The sequence below is a fragment of the Xanthomonas sp. NCPPB 2586 genome, from assembly GCF_041475775.2.
GTDB classification, from domain to species: domain Bacteria; phylum Pseudomonadota; class Gammaproteobacteria; order Xanthomonadales; family Xanthomonadaceae; genus Xanthomonas; species Xanthomonas campestris.
Genome location: NZ_CM192981.1, coordinates 3,686,541 through 3,705,464, shown reverse-complemented (window position 1 = coordinate 3,705,464; position 18,924 = coordinate 3,686,541). Strand labels below are relative to the sequence as shown.

Sequence of the window (18,924 nt, the reverse complement as noted above, 5' to 3'; positions counted from 1 at the left end):
CACGCAGCGCGCCTCAATCTGACCAATCCCGGAGCGGCCACCCGCAAGGGGTAGTGCATGCCACCCGAAACCCGGATAATGCACAAAAGCCGGCCGGGCACGCTCCAATCAGAGCACCCCGTTCGGCTTTTTCCGTGTCAGGCTCCGCGCCACAGCAATGCTCCCCGATGGAGCTGCGCGCACGTGTCGCCGCCAGCCCTGGCCGGTCCCATCCCGCGGCCCCGATGGCCGCAGCAAAACTTAGGAGTCCACCCGTCATGGGTCAGTCAGTTGTCGTGCTCGGTGCCCAGTGGGGCGATGAAGGCAAAGGCAAGATCGTCGATCTGCTTACCGAGGAAATCGGTGCCGTCGTGCGTTTCCAGGGCGGCCACAATGCCGGCCACACCTTGGTCATCAACGGGAAGAAGACCGTCCTGCACCTGATCCCGTCCGGCATCCTGCGCGACGACGCGCTGTGCCTGATCGGCAATGGCGTGGTGATCTCCCCGGCCGCGTTGATCAAGGAGATCGGCGAGCTGGAATCGGCCGGCGTGGAAGTGCGTTCGCGCCTGAAGATCAGTCCGGCCGCGCCGCTGATCATGCCGTACCACATCGCGCTGGATCAGGCCCGCGAGAAGGCTGCTGGCGGCAAGGCCATCGGCACCACCGGCCGCGGCATCGGCCCGGCATATGAAGACAAGGTGGCGCGCCGCGGTATCCGCATCGCCGACCTGCATTACCCGGCGCAGCTGGAAGAACTGCTGCGCACCGCGCTGGATTACCACAACTTCGTGCTGACCAAGTACCTGGGCGTGGAAGCGGTGGATTTCCAGAAGACCTTCGACGAAGCACTGGCGTTCGGCGAGTACGTGCAGCCGATGAAGTCCGACGTGGCCGGCATCCTGCACGACCTGCGCAAGCAGGGCAAGCGCGTGCTGTTCGAAGGCGCGCAGGGCGCACTGCTGGACATCGACCACGGCACCTATCCGTACGTCACCAGCTCCAACACCACTGTGGGCGGCGCACTGGCCGGCACCGGCGTGGGCGCGGATGCAATCGACTACGTGCTGGGCATTGCCAAGGCCTACGCAACGCGCGTTGGCGGCGGCCCGTTCCCGACCGAGCTGGATGACGAAGTGGGCCAGGGCATCCGCGACCGTGGTGCCGAGTACGGCGCCTCCACCGGCCGCCCGCGTCGCTGCGGCTGGATGGATATCGTTGCGCTCAAGCGTGCGGTGGCCATCAACGGCATCTCCGGCCTGTGCATCACCAAGCTCGACGTGCTCGACGGCATGGAAAAGCTCAAGGTCTGTATCGCGTACGAATACCGCGGCAAGCGCACCGAATACGCCCCGCTGGATGCGCAGGGCTGGGAAGAGTGCACACCGGTGTACCTGGAATTCCCGGGCTGGACCGAGAACACCCACGGCATCACCGAGTGGGACAAGCTGCCCGTCGCCGCACGCGCCTACCTGCGCGCGCTGGAAGAACTGGCCGGCTGCCCGATCTCGATCGTCTCCACCGGCCCGGATCGCGACCACACCATGGTGCTGCAGGATCCGTTCGCCTGATCGGCTGACGCCATCGCACTGCCAAAGCGGCCCGGCTTGTCCGGGCCGTTTTCATTTGAGGATTGCTGAGCATTGGCATGACCTTTGGCGGTGCGCGAGCGAGCGTGAGCGGAGGATCATCGCTAGCACCGCGCAACATGCGCCTCCCTCCGCCTACGAGAACTGCCATGCGTCTTCCCCTGGTGACCGCCATCGCCCTGGTCCTGACCGGTACCGCCCTGACCAGCGGCGTGTACGCTGCCGAATTTGCAGTACCCACTGCGGCCACATCCGCCGCATCGGCCATCACCACCCAGCTGCCGCGTACCGCCAGGCCCAGCCACTACGCGATCGAGATCACCCCACATGCCGAGACGATGACCTTCGACGGTAAGGTCAGCATCGATGTCGAGGTGCTGGCGCCCACCGATGCCATCGTGCTGCAGGCCGCGCAGCTGACCTTCGGCAAGGCCACGCTGGCCGCAGCAGGCCGCAAGCCGGTCGCAGCCAAGGTCACCACCGACGCGGATGCGCAGACCGCCAGCATTGCCACCGGCAAGCCACTGGCGCCGGGTAAATATGTGCTGACGCTGGTCTACAGCGGCACCATCAACACGCAGGCCAATGGCTTGTTTGCGCTCGATTACACCACTGCGCAGGGCGCGCGCCGCGCACTGTTCACGCAGTTTGAAAACTCGGATGCGCGCCGCTTCGTACCCTCGTGGGATGAGCCCAACTTCAAGGCCACCTTCGATTTGGTCATCAATGCGCCCGCCGGGCAGATGGCAGTGAGCAACATGCCGGTCGCCTCGTCCAAGCCGGGTACAAACGGGCGCACCCGCGTGGCGTTCCAGACCTCGCCCAAGATGTCGACCTACCTGCTCTTCGTGAGCGTGGGCGACTTTGAGCGCGCCACCGTCAAGGCCGATAACGGTACCGAGATCGGCGTCATTGCGCAGAAGGGCAAGGTAGGCCAGGCGCAGTTTGCGCTGGAATCCGGCCGTGATGTGCTGCACGAATACAACGACTACTTCGGCATCCAATACCCGCTGCCCAAGCTGGACAATATCGCCGCACCAGGGCGCAGCCAGTTCTTCAGTGCCATGGAAAACTGGGGCGCGATCTTTACCTTCGAGTACACGCTGTTGCTCGATCCTGCGGTGGCCAACGTCAGTACCAAACAAGGCGTGTTCACTGTTGCAGCACATGAGATCGCGCACCAGTGGTTCGGTAATCTGGTGACCATGGCGTGGTGGGACGACCTGTGGCTCAACGAAGGCTTTGCCAACTGGATGGAAGCACGCACCACGGCAAAATTGCATCCGGAATGGGATATCGACAAGACCGGCCCGGCGCAAAAAAGTCGCGCGGCCATGCGTCGCGATGCGTATGTCACCACCCATCCGGTGGTGCAGCACGTGGCCACCGTGGAGCAGGCCAGCCAGGCCTTCGACAGTATCACCTACGCCAAGGGTGAGGCCGTGATTGCCATGCTGGAAGACTACGTTGGCGAGGATGCCTGGCGCACCGGCGTGCGCAGCTACATCCGGCAGCATCAGTACGGCAATGCGGTGACCGACCAGTTGTGGCAGCAGATCGATACGGTGGCACCCGGCAAGCAATTCATCCAGGTGGCTCACGACTTCACCCTGCAGCCGGGCGTGCCGTTGATCAAGGCCAGCAGCCGTTGCGTGGGTGGTCAGACCACGGTCACGCTGGAGCAGGGCGAGTTCACGCTGGATCGGCCCGACAAGCAGCCGCTGCGCTGGCATGTGCCAGTTGTGCTGCGTGGCGGTGATGGCAAACAGGTGCGTGTGCTGGTGGACGGCACTGCACAGGTACAGTTGCCTGGCTGCAAGGTGCCGGTGGTGGTCAATGCCGGGCAAAAGGGCTATTTCCGCACAGCGTATGCACCGATGCAGTTCAAGGCGCTGGCCGCGGGCTTCAGCGCATTGCCGGTGGTGGACCAGCTGGGCGTGTTGAACGACACCAATGCACTGGCCGGCGCGGGCGTACAACCGGAGACGGACCTGCTGAATCTCGCGGCCCAGGTAAAGGTCGGCGCATCGCCGGATATCTGGGACATGGTGGCCAGCATCTACGACAGTGTGGATGGAAGCTTCGAGCGTGACCAGGTTGCGCGCGCTGCCTGGCGCGCGTACGCCGTGCCGCACCTGTCGGCGGAGTTCGCAACGTTGGGCTGGGACAATCGTGATGACGATTCGGCGCAGATCCAACAACTGCGCACACGCTTGATCGGCAGCCTCAGCGGCATGGGCGATGCGGCCGTGATTGCCGAAGCGCGCCGGCGGTTTGCCGGGTTCCAGGCCAACCCCGCGTCGCTGTCGCCCGAACTGCGCGACAGCGTGCTCGGTGCGGTTGCGCTCAATGCCGATGCCGCTACCTGGGATGCGTTACATGCGTTGGCCAAGCAGGAGACCTCATCGATGGTGCGCGACACCTATTACGACTTTCTTTCCATGGCCGATGATCAGGCGCTGGCCAAGCGCGCGTTGGAACTGGCGCTGACAGAGGAGCCAGGCGCCACCACCGGTGCGAGCATGATCGACCGGGTCGCCTTCCGGCACCCGGAGTTGGCGTTCGACTTTGCGGTGACGCATCGCGCGCAAGTAGACATGTTGGTGGATTCCACCTCGCGTGCCCGCTACTACCCGAGCCTGGGGATGGATTCGGCCGACCTCGCCACAGCCAACAAGATCAAGGCCTACGCCGACACGTACATCGCGCCAACCTCTCGGCAGACCGCAGACAACGCCATCAATACGATTCAGACGCGGGTGAAGCTGCGGGCGGCGTCGCTGCCGCAGATCAAAGCGTGGTTGGCCGCACGCAAGCGTTGAAATGGCGTCACGGTGCATGGCATCTGTTTGCTACCCAGCGGATAGGTGCCAGCCCGTGACTTCCGCATTGACATCAGTGCGTGGTGTCTGCATTTGCCAATGACGATGGTGCTCGCCAAGATGGCCGCACTGCTACATGGACGATGCCAATGCGTGTTGTTTCAACTGATCACTTTTCTGTGGCGCGTGTCGCGTGCAACACCGCACGCGTCATTGCGCTTGTCTGCACGCTGACGTGTACAGCGGCCAGCGCACGCACTATTCCGCAGGTGCGCTACCCGCAGATCGCTGCACATGCTGCCGCCGTGGAAGGTCTGGTCCCTACGGGGTGGCGGGTAGAGCAACGGCTGCAAGGTGACCTGGACCGCGACGGCCGTAACGATGTCGTGCTGGTATTGAAAATGACCGACGCGGCGAACGTGCTGCAGGTTGACGAGCGCACGCCCGAACCGCTGGACACCAACCCACGCATGCTCATCGCGGCGCTCATGGACCCGGCTGGTGGCTATCGTACGGTGACGCAGGATCACGCCCTGATCCCACGCCGCGTCTCCACTGATCAGGATGAGTCTCTCGACGAGAGCGGCACCACCGGAGGCGGCGGCGTTGGTATCAACACAGCCGGTACGGTCACCGTCACCCTGAGCCAGTTTGCCTCGATGGGCTCCTGGCAAATGGGCGAGACCAGCTTCAATTTCCGCTACCAGGACGGCTGCCTGCGCCTGATCGGCTACGAGCGCTCAACGGTACAGCGCAACACCGGCGAGACCAACGCGCTCAGCATCAACTACCTCACCGGCCGCGCCTGGCGCACGCAGGGCAGCGTCGACCACGACGGTGAGCCACCAAAGCGCTGGCTGCGGCTGCCCAAGCAGCCGTTGCAATGCCTGGAGCAGGTGGGCGATGGGTTGATGTTCAATCCGAAGATCGAGTAGTCCATGCGAACTACGTGGCCAGCCAAGGCATCGATAGACGCGTAGTACAGACCCTGCAGCGCTATCGCCCAGCTAGTTGCTGAGCGATAGCGTTACAAGCAGCGAGACGGAGTGCGATGTCCCCAACTGTCTGCGCCGGTGCTTACTGAAAGTGCTCGCTGTTGTCGGCAAGGGCCGAGCGGTCAATTCCCTGCGCCTCACCCGATGCGCATTGCCGAACCCTCACGCACCCGGTTGTCCATCTCCTGCTGCTGGCTTTGCACTAATGCCTGTTGGCGATCCGTGTTGGCAATTTCCAGCCGCTGCAGCGATTGCTCAACCGGCGTCTGCACCGCGACATCGGTCGGCATGTGAGCGCGCAGGTGCGCGGGGTTATTCAATTCGCCCTGCACAACAAACACGTGACGCCCGGCGGGGCTGTCGGCTGTCTGTGTGCTCAGCACCACGTGATCGGCGCGGTCCAGGTTATTCTGGCGGGCGAGGGTCATCACGCTGGCGATGAGGCGCTCACTGTTCTCGTCCGGTGTGCGCCCGGCTTGCGCATCGATGGCGTTGACGCCTGCGCGGACCTGCTGCAGCAACGCGTAGTCCCGGTGGCCAGGCCCAATATCGGCCAGTTGGGTGGGCGCCTGTTTCGGGTCTAGAACGCCATCGACCGACGCGGTTAACGGGCTGCGGGTGATGGAGCGGTGCGGGTCGTCCTCATGAAACTGCGTGGCTTTGTGCTGCCGCTCCAGGCGCACGGCGCGTGTATCGTCGAGCTCTGCAATGCGGGCAGGGTTGTTTTCTTCTCGCATGGAAGGATGCCCGCCGCCAGCGCTGACATTCATCCACTTCTGCTCTTTTTCGAAGTGCATAGCATAGAAGCTGTTGCTGCCGATCACATTGGGATCGACCGCGGAGCGGCCTTCCAGCATCTGGATCGCTTCGGTCGTCCCCAGCTTTGCCAGGTACTGGCTGCCGTCCACCACTCCCATTTGCGCAAAGGTCTCGTAGCCCGTGTTGCTGATACGGGTGCTGCCGGCGTATTCGTTGTCGAGCATGTTGGTCCAGATCTGTTCCAGCTTCTGGGGGCCGCTTTTTTCCAATGCCGCTTGCAGAAGGACGCGAGGCGTCCAGCAGTTGGGGTCGAGCTCATGGTCCAGGAAGGCTTGGTCGTGCGCCAGCATGACGGAGGCCCCGGGCAGGTTCAGCGCCAGATCTGGACGATCTTGACGGAACCAGATTTTCCGAAGTTCAAGATCCTTCTTGAGCAGTGTCTGTCCAAAATCCTCCCACTGCCGCTCGCTCAAGTCCGCGTTGGCAAAACGAGAGCCAGTATCGTGCTGTGTCCTGGCATAGTCTTGCGCGTAACTGTTGGCCACTTGGCCGGGCAAGCTGTCGTTGCGCACCACGCCCAGCGCCAGCGTACCGTAGCCGTCCGCGCCATCCAGCTGCGAAAGATAGTTCCAGTACAACTCGCGATTGCCTTTATCCGCGTAGTTGGTAAGGATCTTGAGATCTTGCCCAGTCAATCCACTCATATTTTACTCCCTGTCAGTAGACCGATCACCTGACTTTGGTGCGTGCCAGTACTTCTTTTACTGCATCCTCCATGCGTTTCCAGTCCTTCAAGAATGCACGCTTGTAGTTGAGAGTGATGGAAAGTTTGTTTTCGATATCGGAGAAGTAGTGGACGCAACTTGCAGCGACGGCACCTTTTTCATGGACTACTTCAGATCCCTCCAGCCGAACGCCATCTCCTCGGAATTTTTTGCTGTCGCACTTGATGAATGTGGTCAAATTGCCGCTGGAGTCGCGCGCGACGTACCAGTCGTCCTCAAACGCAGGGTTGCGCGTTGGAGGCTTGCCGTAGTGGGCTTCGTACGCTTTAACGTACACCGCCATCTTTTCTTCATCGATGGCATACGGCGTCAATCCGAGTGTTTCAGGCTGTGCAATACGCAGATCGAGTCTGTCGACGGGATCACCCCGTTCGACCGAATCAGGCTCGGTAAGCGCTTCGTTAGACGAATAACGTGCCAGCAATCCTTCGATGGGGACACGGTCAACATAATTCATCGAGGCATGGATCTCCTTGCGGAAATCATTCGTGCGCGGGTTCGCCCGCGCACCGGGCGGGGTGGGGGTCATATCTGGCCACTCGATGACCAGCGTCACCACCTCGATGGACCACGGTGCAATCTGGCTGTCCAGATAGTTGGCGGGAATGCGGAAGGTGTTCGGCCCCAGCTTCACGTCCACCGGAGCATCCGAATAGGTGTGCCCGTTGATGGTGCGGCCTGTGGTAACGGTGCCTGACATGGGGGAAGTCCTTTTTTGTTCGGGTGATGGCGTCCGTGCACAGGCACTGCCGGTCACGGCGACGGCGAGTGCAAGAGCCAGGCACCGGCCGGATGACATCATGTGCATTGGTCAGTCCATTGCAGGGTTCGGCGGGAACTATAGGCAAATTGGCACTGATGGGACAGGAATGGCATCGATTGCGCCGGATGCGTCTTGTTCTGGACGCTCGGCAGGTCAGGGTCCGCACCCTGATGCATCGACATTGGTTCGCACCGTCCAACAACGGATGAACGTGCGTGCTCAATGGGCGCCGCAGAACCCATTCGGCGCACGGCATGAGCCGATTGTTGGGAATATTCGGCTCACGTTTTCAAGACAGCGGGGAACGGGGAGGGTTCTCAACGCATCTCCGCGGGCAAGCAAGCAACAACTCCCGGTTTGTCGTCGGGTACCAAGTAGCCTAGCCAGACTTGCAAAGTCTGGGCTTTCATAAGATATTCCATATTCCGGAATATGGAATATGGCTCATCTAACGTGGAACTCAAGCCTCAAGATCTGGTGGTGCTGTACAAGCAGGTCGCCCAACCGGGCCAAACCTGGACCTATGCCTCTCTGGGAGAAGCGCTGGGCATGAGCGCGTCTCAGGTGCATCGCAGCGTCAAGCGCGCGGTGGCATCTGGTTTGGCTCTTGAAAAAAACCGGGGCGAGTGGGAGACGGTGCGCACGGCTTTGCACGAGTTTGCGGTCCACGGCGTGCGCTATGCCTTTCCTGCCGTCATCGGGCCGCTAAAGCGCGGCATTCCGACCTCCTTTGGCGCGCCTCCTCTGTCCATTGCCATTTCCAGCGTCCCAGGGGACGCGCCGGTGTGGCCAAGCGCGCAGGGCACGGCCAAAGGGCCTAGCTTGTCGCCGTTGTCAGCCAGTGTGCCCACTGCTGCGATGGCTGACCCTGCCTTGCATGAGCTGCTGGCCCTGCAGGATGCCCTGCGCAGCGGGCGTGCCCGCGAGCGCGCGCTGGCAGCAAGCTATCTCAAGCAATTGCTGGGGATTGGTGATGCGGCCTGATGATCCTAATCTGCCGCATCTGCTTGTGATTGCGGATGCATTGGGCGAGCTTTGCGAACAGGTAGTCTTTCTTGGCGGGGCGGTCGTTGGCCTGCTGGTGTCGGATCCATTGGCTGAAAACGTCCGCGCCACCTATGACGTCGATGCGGTGGTGAATCTTGATTGGTCTCGGTTTCGCGGTATCGAGGCGTGTGTGGAATCGCAGGGCTTCGCGCGCGAGATGGAGAGCGGCGTTGTCTGCCGCTGGGTACACAAAGCATCGGGCGTCCTCTTCGACCTGATGCCAGTGGATGAAGGCGTGCTTGGCTTCTCCAACCGCTGGTACGCCCATGCTGTAGAGACGGCGCAAGTGATGGCCTTGAGCGATCGCCTGTCCATCCGCTTGGTGACAGCGACAGCATTCGTCGCGACCAAGCTCGAAGCCTTCGCTACCCGAGGCAACAGTGACTTCCTTTCCAGTCACGACCTGGAGGACGTGCTCAACGTCGTCGATGGCCGGGCCGAGCTGGTGGAAGAGCTTGCCGTGGAGCATGCAGACCTTCGGCATTGGGTTGCCGACGTGTTTTTGGGGCTAGTCGATAACCCGACGTTTGTGAATGCGTTGCCGGGATTGGTCGCCGAACCGGAGCGCGCAAGCGTCGTGCTTCAGCGCCTACGCACCATTGCATCAGCGTAGCTGCGACACCGTCGGCTTAGGTCTGCAAACAAAACCTTGAAGCACCGGCGCCCGCTTGCGATGATGCATCGCAATTGCAACGCACTGGGCCTGCCATGAAATCCGCATCTCTTCCATCGCTCCGGGTAGACCCCGCGCTGCGCGAAGCGGCCGAAGCCGTGTTGCAGGAGGGTGAGACGCTGTCCAGCTTTGTCGAGCACTCCGTACGCGCCCAGGTGCAGCAGCGTCAGCAGCAGGAAGCCTTCATTGCGCGCGGGCTGGCCTCGCGTGACAGCGCCAAGGCGTCCAACCGGTACACCGACGCGAAGGATGTGCTTGCCGGGCTGCAGTCCCAGCTGGACCAGGCGCGCAAGGGCTAGCCGGCGTGGGATTTGCCGTCCGCTTCACTCAGCAAGCGCGCGACGATCTCGCGCGGCTTTACGACTGGCTGCTACAGCGTGCCGAAGGCGACTTCACCGTGGCCGAGCGCGCGCTGCAGGCCATCCGCGATGGCGTCACCGTGCTTGAACTGGCCCCGTTGAGTTGCCGCAAGGTGGGGTTGGCGGACCCGTTCTTGCGGGAGCTGGTGATCGGCTTGGGTGCCAGCGGCTACGTGCTGCTGTTTGAGGTGGAAAGCAATCAGGTCGTCACCGTTTTGGCAGTCAGGCATCAGCGTGAAGACGACTATCATTAAGCACGGCGTTAGCGCCAACGTCGCGCCACAGGGGAAGTAGATGGCCAATATCAGCAGGCGCCGTACGGGTGAACTGACCCGGGCGCTGTTCCATATCCTCAAGACCCAGCCGGAGGGCATGCGCGCCGCAGACGCGCTGGCGGCGCTGGAGAAGCAGGTCGTGCTTACCGAGTACGAAGCGGGTGACTACGAAACCGGCGGCCGTCGCTTCGAGAAGATCGTGCGCTTCAGTACCGTGGCGCCGGTCAAGGCCGGCTGGCTGGTCAAGGACAAAGGCATCTGGACCCTTACGCCAGAGGGTGAAGCCGCGCTGCACGCCTACCCGGATCCGGAGCAATTCATTCGCGCGGTCGGCCAGCTGTACAAGAAATGGAAGAGCGCCCAGCCCGTCGCGGAGGAGGTCGACGATCCCGAAGGCGAGCTCGCCGAGGAATCGGCCAGCATCACGCTGGAAGAAGCCGAAGAAATGGCCTGGGCCGAGATCGAGGCTTACCTCGCAGCGATGCCGCCCTACGACTTCCAAGAGCTCGTGGCCTCGCTGCTGCGGGCAATGGGGTATCACGTTGCCTGGGTCGCACCGCCCGGCAAGGACGGTGGCACCGACATCATTGCCTACAACGACCCGCTGGGCACACGCCCGCCGCGCATCAAGGTGCAGGTCAAGCGTAATGCCAACTCGCCGCGGATTGATGTGACTGGCCTGCGCAGCTTTATGGCCGTTCTGGGAGATGGCGATGTCGGTCTGTTCGTGGCCCTGTCAGGTTTTACAAAAGATGCCGACTACGAGGCGCGCCAGTCGCATCGTCGGATCAACCTGATCGACGCGCGCCGGCTTGTGGAGCTATGGACTACGCACTATGCGCAATTGGACGATAGCGCGCGTACCCGCCTGCCGCTCAAGCCAGTGTGGTTCTTGGCTGGTGACGATTAGCAGTGCGCCGGCTGAAACTTTTTCGTCTTAATGAATCAGGCACGTTGTACAAAACATTGACTAGCAGGGCGTAATGAACAATCAGACTCACGAGGAACTCAAAGGGAAAATCTGGGAAATCGCCAATAGGTTGCGCGGTCCTTATCGGCCGCCACAATACCGTCTGGTGATGTTGCCGCTTGTGGTGCTACGCCGTCTCGATTGCGTTCTGGAGCCGACCAAGGAGGCCGTGCTGAAACAGCATGAAAAGCTGCTGGCGAAGGACACGCCAGAACAAGCAATGCACAGGCTCCTTGGCAAGGCGGCTGATCCAAAGCGGAAATTTCCGCTGTACAACGTCAGCGCGTACACCTTCGAGAAGTTGCTGGGCGACGCTGAGAATATCGCCCCCAATCTGTCGAACTACATCAATGGCTTCTCGCCAGAAGCGCGGCGGATTTTCGAGCGTTTCAAGTTTGGCGATCAGATCGACAAGCTTGATGCAAGCAACCGGCTCTTTACCATCATCAAAGCGATGGCGAACATCGATCTGCATCCAGATCGCATCGACAACCTACAGATGGGTTACTTGTTTGAGCATCTAGTGATGCGCTTCAACGAGCAGGCCAATGAGGAGGCCGGTGACCATTTCACCCCACGTGAAGTGATTCGGCTGATGGCCAATCTGGTATATACCGGCGAGCAGGAGGTCTACAAGCCTGGCATAGTCCGCAGCATCTACGACCCGACCTGTGGCACCGGAGGTATGCTATCTGAGTCGGAGAAGTTCATCCTTGGGCAGAATGCCGCAGCGCATCTGCACCTGTATGGGCAGGAATACAACGACGAATCATGGGCCATCTGCTGCTCTGACATGCTGATCAAGGACGAAGACACGGCCAATATCGTCAAGGGTGACACCTTGGGCGATGGCAAGACCAAAGATGGTTTTGAGGGCGAGCGGTTTGATTACATGCTTGCCAATCCTCCGTTTGGTGTTGAGTGGAAGGACCAGAAGACGGTTGTCGAGAACGAGCATGACAATCACGGCTTCGCCGGTCGCTTCGGTGCCGGATTGCCGGCGATCAATGACGGGTCGCTGCTATTTTTGCAGCACATGATTGCCAAGATGCACCCCTACGACGAGGGGAATCCTGATAAGCCAGGATCAAAAATCGCAATCGTCTTCAACGGATCGCCGTTGTTTTCCGGTGATGCTGGGTCGGGACCATCCAATATCCGGCGCTGGATCATCGAGAACGACTGGCTAGACACCATCGTCGCGCTCCCTGATCAACTTTTCTACAACACCGGCATCTACACCTACGTCTGGCTGGTCACCAATCGCAAGCCGGAAGAGCGTCAGGGCTATGTGCAGTTGATCGACGGCACGCGTTTCTTCCGTAAGATGAAGAAAAGCCTCAACAACAAGCGCAACGAAATTTCTGATGAGCAGATTGAAGCGCTGACAGAGCTCTACGGCAACTACGGCGATGGCGAGAGCGCGGAGGTGGTCATCGACCACAAGACTGGCGAAACCGAAAATCGCGTAGTGTCGCGGGTTTTTGAGAATCGCGAGTTCGGCTTCCTCAAGGTGACCGTGGAACGTCCGCTGCGGATGAATTTCGAGGCCACGCCCGGGCGTATTGCCCGGCTGGACGAGCAATCCGCCTTCGCCAATCTGGCGACCTCAAAAAAGCGCAAGGACGAAAAGGCTGCGCGGCAGGAAATTGCCGAAGGCCAGGCCATGCAGCGGTCCATTCGCGAACTACTCGCTGAGTTGGCGGCAAAGGGCATTTATAGCGATCGCGAAGTATTTGAAGCCGATCTTGAAAAAGCGGCGAAGAAAGCTGGTATCAAACTGCCCGCACCCATACGGAAAGCCATCTTCGTCGCGCTGGGGGAGCGCGATCCACAAGCCAAGATCTGTCGTGATGCCAAAGGGCGCCCCGAGCCCGACAGCGAGCTCCGGGACACCGAGAACATCCCCTTGCCGGAAGGCACCGAGCTGCCGCTCCCAATGGCTTTTGGTCCGGACAAGCCCAACGATGATCTGATCGAGGCGTTCCGGGACACGATCGACGACTACATGCGCCGCGAGGTGCTCCCCCACGTGGCCGATGCCTGGGTTGATTTCAGCAAGACCAAGGTGGGCTATGAAATCCCGATCAACCGCCATTTCTATGTCTACCAGCCGCCGCGTCCGTTGCCGCAGATCGAGGCCGACATCCGGCAACTGGAAGGCGAGATCGCCGATCTGCTGAAAGGATTGCTGGCATGAGTAAGGGCGTGACTGCCGTCAAAGAGGGCGAACTGTTGATCTATGCCGCAGGCGAAGGCGGCATCCGGGTGCTGTTGGCTGGCGAGACCGTCTGGCTGACCCAGGCCCAGATCGCTGCGCTCTACCAGACCACGCCACAGAACATCACCCAGCACCTGAAGGCGATCTATGCCGAGGGCGAGATGGAGGAGGCGGCAACCTGTAAGGATTACTTACAAGTTCGCCAGGAGGGTGGGCGTACCGTCTCCCGTCGGCCCAAGCACTACAGCCTGGAGGCCATTCTGGCCGTTGGCTATCGCGTCCGGTCGGCGCGCGGCACCGAGTTCCGTCAGTGGGCCACGGCCCGGTTGTCCGAGTATCTGGTCAAGGGGTTTGTGCTGGATGACGAGCGCCTCAAGGGTAACGTGGGTCCAGCAGATCATTTCGACGAGCTGCTGGCGCGCATCCGCGAGATCCGCGCCAGTGAGGCGCGGGTGTACCAGCGCATCCGCGAGATCTTCGCCATGGCGGTGGACTACCGCGAAGGTGACCAGGCCACGCAGCGCTTCTTCGCCATCATGCAGAACAAGGTGCATTTTGCTGCCACGCAGCTAACGGCGGCGGAGATCATCCGCCAGCGCGCCGATGCCACCAAGCCCAACATGGGCGTCAACACGTGGAAGGGCAGCCAAGTGCTCAAGCAGGACGTGGGTACGGCCAAGAATTACCTGGATGCGCGCGAGATCGACACGCTCAACCGCATCACCGTGATGTTCCTGGACCAGGCCGAGTTCCGGGCCATGCGTCGGCAGGACATCCGGCTGGCCGACTGGGATGGGTTTTTGGACAAGTTCCTGCGCGATACCGAACTCCCAGTGCTGGACAACGCCGGCAAGGTCAGCCGCCAGCAGGCGCTGGTCTGGGCAGAAGGGCAGTACGACGCGTTTGCGGAGCGGCGGCGGCTGGAAGCCGAGCAAGTCGCGGAAGCGCGGTATCTGCAGGATTTGCGGAGTGCGACTGACATGTTGAAGCCCCGCAAGGTGATCAAGCCTTCGCAGAAACCGCGTAGGCCGACTTCCGGAGACGAAGCGTGATTTTTTCCAGCGAAAAGCAAGAGCTTCGCCTGAAGTGGATGTTCGAAAGCTGCAAGAATGGGGCTTGGGGAAGTGAGCCTGACGGCGAAGCGGATGTTATCTGCATACGTGCGGCTGACTTCGATGGTCAATTTGGCCGCCTGAATGAGGGCGAGCGAACGTTGCGAGCCATTGATCCGGCCGTTTTTGAAAAGATCGCGCTGCGTCCCGGTGATCTTGTGATGGAGAAGTCCGGAGGCGGCGAGAAGCAACTCGTGGGTCGAACGGCATTGTTTGATGATGCCCGTCCCAGCGTGACGTCTAACTTCCTTGCCCGTTGTCGCCCGGCGTCAGGGATTGATCCTGCTTATCTCAATTACTTGATGTTGGCGATTTATACGGGACGCGGTACTTATCCTCATATCAAGCAGAGTACGGGAATCCAGAATCTTGACCTGGGAAGCTACCTTGATATGCGCGTCAGCATCCCCGAGCTACTTACTCAGCAACGCATCGCTCACTTCTTGGACGACAAGACCGCGCGCATCGATGCCCTGATCGAAAAGAAGCAGGCGCTACTGGAGCGTCTGGCGGAAAAGCGCCAGGCCCTGATCACTCGCGCCGTCACCAAAGGGCTAAATCCGGATGTGCCGATGAAGCCGTCGGGCGTCGACTGGCTGGGTTATGTCCCTTGTCATTGGGAGGTCAAGACACTTAGGCGGCATGTCCAGAGAATTGAGCAGGGATGGAGCCCTCAGACGGAGCGGCGGATGGCAGAGCCTGACGAATGGGGCGTTCTGAAAAGTGGCTGCGTGAATCTCGGTATCTATGATGAGAATGAGCAAAAAGCACTTCCAAGCAGCTTAGACCCGAAGCCTGAGCTGGAGGTAAGGGCAAATGATGTGTTGATGTGCCGGGCGAGCGGGTCAATGCAATACATAGGCTCAGTTGCGCTCGTAGAGCGTACTCGTACGAAACTTATGTTTTCAGACAAGACATATCGAATTTCGCTCTCGTCTGCCAATACAGATCGCGAGTACTTCGTACGGATGATGTCTGCGAAGCACTTACGGGAACAAATAAGACTGTCAGTGAGTGGAGCAGAGGGACTTGCGAACAATATTCCGCAGTCAAATGTTCTTGAGTACCTCCACGCGTTTCCGCCGTTGTTGGAGCAAGTACAGATTGCAGATTTCCTACGCGAGAGTATTGGCGATCTTGACGAGGCAGAGCGCAAGATCCGTGCGTCTTCCGAGAGCTGGCGCGCCTATCGTTTAGCCCTAGTTACTGCCGCCGTCACCGGCCAGCTCCCAGAACTTAACGGATAAGGATTCCGCATGTCCGGACATACCGAACACTCCTTTGAAACGGCCATCGAAGTCGGGCTGCTCTCGTCGGGCGGCTACCATAAGTGTCAGTCAGCTGACTACGATGAAGCCCTGGCGCTGTTTCCGGCCGATGTGATTGGCTTCGTCAAGGGCAGCCAGGCCACGCGCTGGCTGCAGCTTGAAACGCTGCTGGGTTCGCGAACGCAAGCGACCGTGCTGGAGGCTCTATCGAGGGAGCTGGAGATCAAAGGCGCGCTACATGTGCTGCGCCATGGCTTCAAGTGCTATGGCAAGACGCTGCGCCTGGCGTACTTCCGTCCCAATTCCGGCATGAATCCCGAAGCCGCAGCGAAGTATGCACACAACCGCCTGACCATTACCCGGCAGGTGAACTTTGCCTCGGTGCTGAAGCGGCCGGACGGTAAGCCAAAGCGTTGCATCATCGACGTCACTCTAGCGGTCAACGGACTGCCGGTGGTCACGGTGGAACTGAAAAACCCCTTGACCGGTCAGCCTGCAAGCGAGGCCATTCACCAGTACCAGCATGACCGCGATGAGCGTGACAGGCTGTTCGCTTTCAAGCAGCGTGCGCTGGTGCATTTTGCCGTGGACCCGGATGAGGCGTGGATGACCACCCGGCTGAAAGGGCGTGAGACCGTGTTTCTGCCGTTCAATCGCGGCCATGCGCACGGTGCGGGCAACCCGCCTGTACCAGGCAACTGGAAAACCCACTACCTGTGGGATGAGGTGCTGAATGCAGATAGCCTGCTGGATATCTTGCAGCGCTTCATGCACCTGGAGATCAAGGAACGCAAGATCACCACCGATAAAGGCGTGCGCACGGTGCGCAAGGAGACGATGATCTTCCCGCGCTACCACCAGCTAGATGCGGTGCGTCGGCTCGTGGGCCACGCGCGTGAGCATGGCTCAGGCCACAACTACCTGGTGCAGCACTCGGCCGGGTCGGGCAAGTCCAATTCCATTGCCTGGTTGGCGCATCGGCTGGCCAGCCTGCACGACACCCATGAGGAAAAGGTGTTCCATTCGGTGGTGGTGGTGACTGATCGCCGCGTTCTGGACCAGCAGTTGCAGAACACAATCTACCAGTTTGAGCACAAGACCGGCGTAGTGGAGAAGATCGACGAGGACACCCGGCAGTTGGCGCGGGCTTTGTCTGGCGGCACGCCGATCATTATCAGCACCATCCAGAAATTTCCCTTCATCGCGCGTGCGCTGGCCCGGTTGGAAGCCGATGGCGAGGACGTCAAGCTTGATACAGCAGGCAAGCGCTTTGCGGTCATCGTGGACGAGGCCCATTCTTCGCAGAGCGGCGAAACGGCCATGACCCTGCGCGGCATGCTCAACCGCGATGGCATTGAAGCGGCGGTGGCTGCGCAGCTGTCGGACGAAGAGGATGACGAGCTTGATGAGGCCACCCGCGCGGCGATTCTGCGTGAGGCACAGAAGCGTGCCCGCCAGCCCAACCTCAGCTTCTTTGCATTTACTGCCACGCCCAAGTTCAAGACCAAGGTGTTGTTCGATACGCCGGGGCCGTCAGGCGAGTCGCCGTTCCACGAATACAGCATGCGCCAGGCCATCGAGGAAGGCTTCATCATGGACGTGCTGGCCAACTACACCACGTACAAGCGCTTTTTCGGCCTGATCAAGCAGGTGGAGAACGACCCGGAAGTATCGCGCAAGCAGGCAGCCAAGGCGCTGACCCGGTACATGGAACTGCACCCTGTCAACATTGAGCAGGTGGTGTCCGTGATCGTGGAGCACTTCCGTCTGCACGTGATGCATGAACTGGGCGGTCGCGCCAAGGCGATGGTGGTCACGGGCTCGCGGCTGGCTGCGGTGAAGTACAAGCTGGCCTTCGACCGTTACATCAAGGACAACCGCTACGACGGCATTCGCTCGCTGGTTGCGTTTTCCGGAACGGTGGAAGATCCGGAGGATCCGGGTGCGAGCTACACCGAAGTGGCCATGAATGACGGGCTGGCAGAAAGCGAATTGCCGGAAGCCTTCGAGCGCGACGACTACCGCGTGCTGCTGGTGGCCGAAAAGTACCAGACTGGCTTCGACCAGCCGTTGCTGCAGACCATGTATGTCGTCAAGAAGCTGGCCGGCGTGCAGGCGGTGCAAACGTTGTCGCGGCTGAACCGCATGGCGCCGGGCAAGAAGCGCACCCTGGTACTAGACTTCGTGAACAAGGAAGAAGACATCCATAAGGCGTTCAAGCCGTACTACGAGAGCACGCCGATTGGCGAGAATGCCGGGCCTGAGAAGCTATCCGAACTGCAGCACAAGCTGCTAACCCCGGCCATTCTGACTCCGGCCGACGTGGATGCCTTCGCACAAGCCTGGTATCGCCCAAAGCGCGAGCACTCTGGTAGCGACCACAAGCAGATGAATGCTGTCCTGGATGCGGTCGTGCAGCGCTTCAAGGCCCAGGAGGAGGAGAAGCAGGACGAGTTTCGCGGGCTGCTGACGGCCTACCGCAACCTGTATGCCTTCCTTTCCCAGATCGTGCCTTATCAGGACAGCGATCTGGAAAAGCTCTACACATTCGTGCGAAACTTCATGACCAAGCTGCCGCCTGCCGACGATGGCAAGGCGTTCGTGCTGGATGATGAGGTGAGCCTGCGCTACTACCGCATGCAGCAGCTCACCGATGGATCCATTGATCTAACTCAAGGCGAGTTGTATTCGCTGAAGGGGCCCACCGATGTCGGCACATCACGAGTGGCTGATGAAGCAGTTTCCCTATCGAGCCTGGTAGAAAAGCTGAATGTCAGATTCGGTACTGACTTCAACGAGGCGGATCAGCTGTTCTTCGACCAGATAAAAATCTCCGCCGAAGCCAGCGAGCAGATCAAGGAGGCGGCAAAGGCAAATAACCTCCGCGACTTCACTGCGTACCTGGGAAGGGTGCTTGATGAGCTCTTCATTGAGCGAATGGAGGGCAACGAAGAGATTTTCTCGAGGATCATGACTGATCGTGAGTTCCGGTCTGCGGCTAGTGAGCACCTAGCTTTCGAAATTTTTGAAAAATCGCGCAGGTCCTTGCCTGGCGACGGCCCTACTTCATAGGGGCAGCTGGGGAGAGCAGACGTACTCAAGCATCTTGACGCGCCAGCCAACCAGTAGCACGATCACCCCACGGAGCCTCGAAACTCCGCTAACAGCGGTACCCACCTCCGACAAACCGGTGGGTTTTTTGTGCCTGCAACTTTTGTGGGTGCAACCGACGTGATGCTCTGCGTCGGGAGGGCGGCTAATACAACACCCGTAAGGGGAATACGCCCGCCGGCTGTTAGCGGTTTCG

General features: G+C 60.4%; 14 protein-coding genes. 12 read left to right on the top strand and 2 right to left on the bottom strand.

Translation table 11 applies throughout. The features are described from left to right. The first annotated feature begins 257 nt into the window (after positions 1-257). From ACCQ09_RS16050 to ACCQ09_RS16040, 3 genes are all read left to right on the top strand, one after another. The gene (locus ACCQ09_RS16050) at positions 258-1,550 is read left to right on the top strand and encodes an adenylosuccinate synthase (RefSeq protein ID WP_011036253.1); all 1,293 of its coding nucleotides are present in this window, start codon (positions 258-260) and stop codon (positions 1,548-1,550) included. A 167-nt stretch (positions 1,551-1,717) separates the two neighbouring features. Continuing rightward, entirely contained in the window at positions 1,718-4,390 is a 2,673-nt protein-coding gene (locus tag ACCQ09_RS16045; RefSeq protein ID WP_228428410.1) for a M1 family metallopeptidase, read from the top strand. Positions 4,391-4,473: 83 nt separating this feature from the next. After that, on the top strand, positions 4,474-5,325 hold the full coding sequence (locus tag ACCQ09_RS16040; protein WP_228428409.1) for a hypothetical protein: 852 nt from the start codon (positions 4,474-4,476) through the stop codon (positions 5,323-5,325). 197 nt (positions 5,326-5,522) lie between these two features. On the opposite strand, the gene ACCQ09_RS16035 is transcribed toward ACCQ09_RS16040, so the two are convergent. Both ACCQ09_RS16035 and ACCQ09_RS16030 read right to left on the bottom strand, forming a co-directional pair. Beyond that, complete coding sequence (locus tag ACCQ09_RS16035) at positions 5,523-6,848, bottom strand: Smlt3024 family type IV secretion system effector (protein ID WP_228428408.1); 1,326 nt, start codon at positions 6,846-6,848, stop codon at positions 5,523-5,525. 25 nt (positions 6,849-6,873) lie between these two features. Next, entirely contained in the window at positions 6,874-7,737 is an 864-nt protein-coding gene (locus tag ACCQ09_RS16030; protein WP_075286060.1) for a Smlt3025 familytype IV secretion system inhibitor, read from the bottom strand. A 387-nt stretch (positions 7,738-8,124) separates the two neighbouring features. Here ACCQ09_RS16030 and ACCQ09_RS16025 point away from each other — a divergent pair, with 387 nt between their 5' ends. The 9 genes from ACCQ09_RS16025 (at position 8,125) to ACCQ09_RS15985 (ending at position 18,689) form a co-directional block, all read left to right on the top strand. Beyond that, on the top strand, positions 8,125-8,676 hold the full coding sequence (locus ACCQ09_RS16025; protein ID WP_162808662.1) for a MarR family transcriptional regulator: 552 nt from the start codon (positions 8,125-8,127) through the stop codon (positions 8,674-8,676). Next, entirely contained in the window at positions 8,666-9,352 is a 687-nt protein-coding gene (locus ACCQ09_RS16020) for a hypothetical protein (RefSeq protein WP_228428407.1), read from the top strand. The genes ACCQ09_RS16025 and ACCQ09_RS16020 overlap by 11 nt, the downstream gene beginning before the upstream one ends. Before the next feature lie 95 nt (positions 9,353-9,447). Further along, positions 9,448-9,711 carry a YlcI/YnfO family protein gene (locus tag ACCQ09_RS16015; protein ID WP_019237868.1) on the top strand — a complete coding sequence of 88 codons (264 nt, stop codon included), beginning with the start codon at positions 9,448-9,450 and terminating at the stop codon, positions 9,709-9,711. Between the two features lie 5 nt (positions 9,712-9,716). Then, positions 9,717-10,025 carry a type II toxin-antitoxin system RelE/ParE family toxin gene (locus ACCQ09_RS16010; RefSeq protein ID WP_011269960.1) on the top strand — a complete coding sequence of 103 codons (309 nt, stop codon included), beginning with the start codon at positions 9,717-9,719 and terminating at the stop codon, positions 10,023-10,025. Between the two features lie 40 nt (positions 10,026-10,065). Next, positions 10,066-10,956 (top strand): restriction endonuclease, encoded by an 891-nt coding sequence (locus ACCQ09_RS16005; RefSeq protein ID WP_011269959.1) that lies wholly within the window; start codon positions 10,066-10,068, stop codon positions 10,954-10,956. Positions 10,957-11,029: 73 nt separating this feature from the next. Next, positions 11,030-13,216 (top strand): type I restriction-modification system subunit M, encoded by a 2,187-nt coding sequence (locus tag ACCQ09_RS16000; protein ID WP_228428406.1) that lies wholly within the window; start codon positions 11,030-11,032, stop codon positions 13,214-13,216. Beyond that, a complete protein-coding gene (locus ACCQ09_RS15995; RefSeq protein ID WP_228428405.1) occupies positions 13,213-14,289 on the top strand; it encodes a virulence RhuM family protein in 1,077 nt (358 codons plus the stop codon). Before ACCQ09_RS16000 ends, ACCQ09_RS15995 begins: the two co-directional genes overlap by 4 nt. Continuing rightward, positions 14,286-15,596 (top strand): restriction endonuclease subunit S, encoded by a 1,311-nt coding sequence (locus ACCQ09_RS15990; protein WP_228428404.1) that lies wholly within the window; start codon positions 14,286-14,288, stop codon positions 15,594-15,596. Before ACCQ09_RS15995 ends, ACCQ09_RS15990 begins: the two co-directional genes overlap by 4 nt. A 387-nt stretch (positions 15,597-15,983) precedes the next feature. Next, the gene (locus ACCQ09_RS15985) at positions 15,984-18,689 is read left to right on the top strand and encodes a type I restriction endonuclease subunit R (RefSeq protein WP_372386290.1); all 2,706 of its coding nucleotides are present in this window, start codon (positions 15,984-15,986) and stop codon (positions 18,687-18,689) included. The last annotated feature ends 235 nt before the right edge of the window (positions 18,690-18,924 follow it).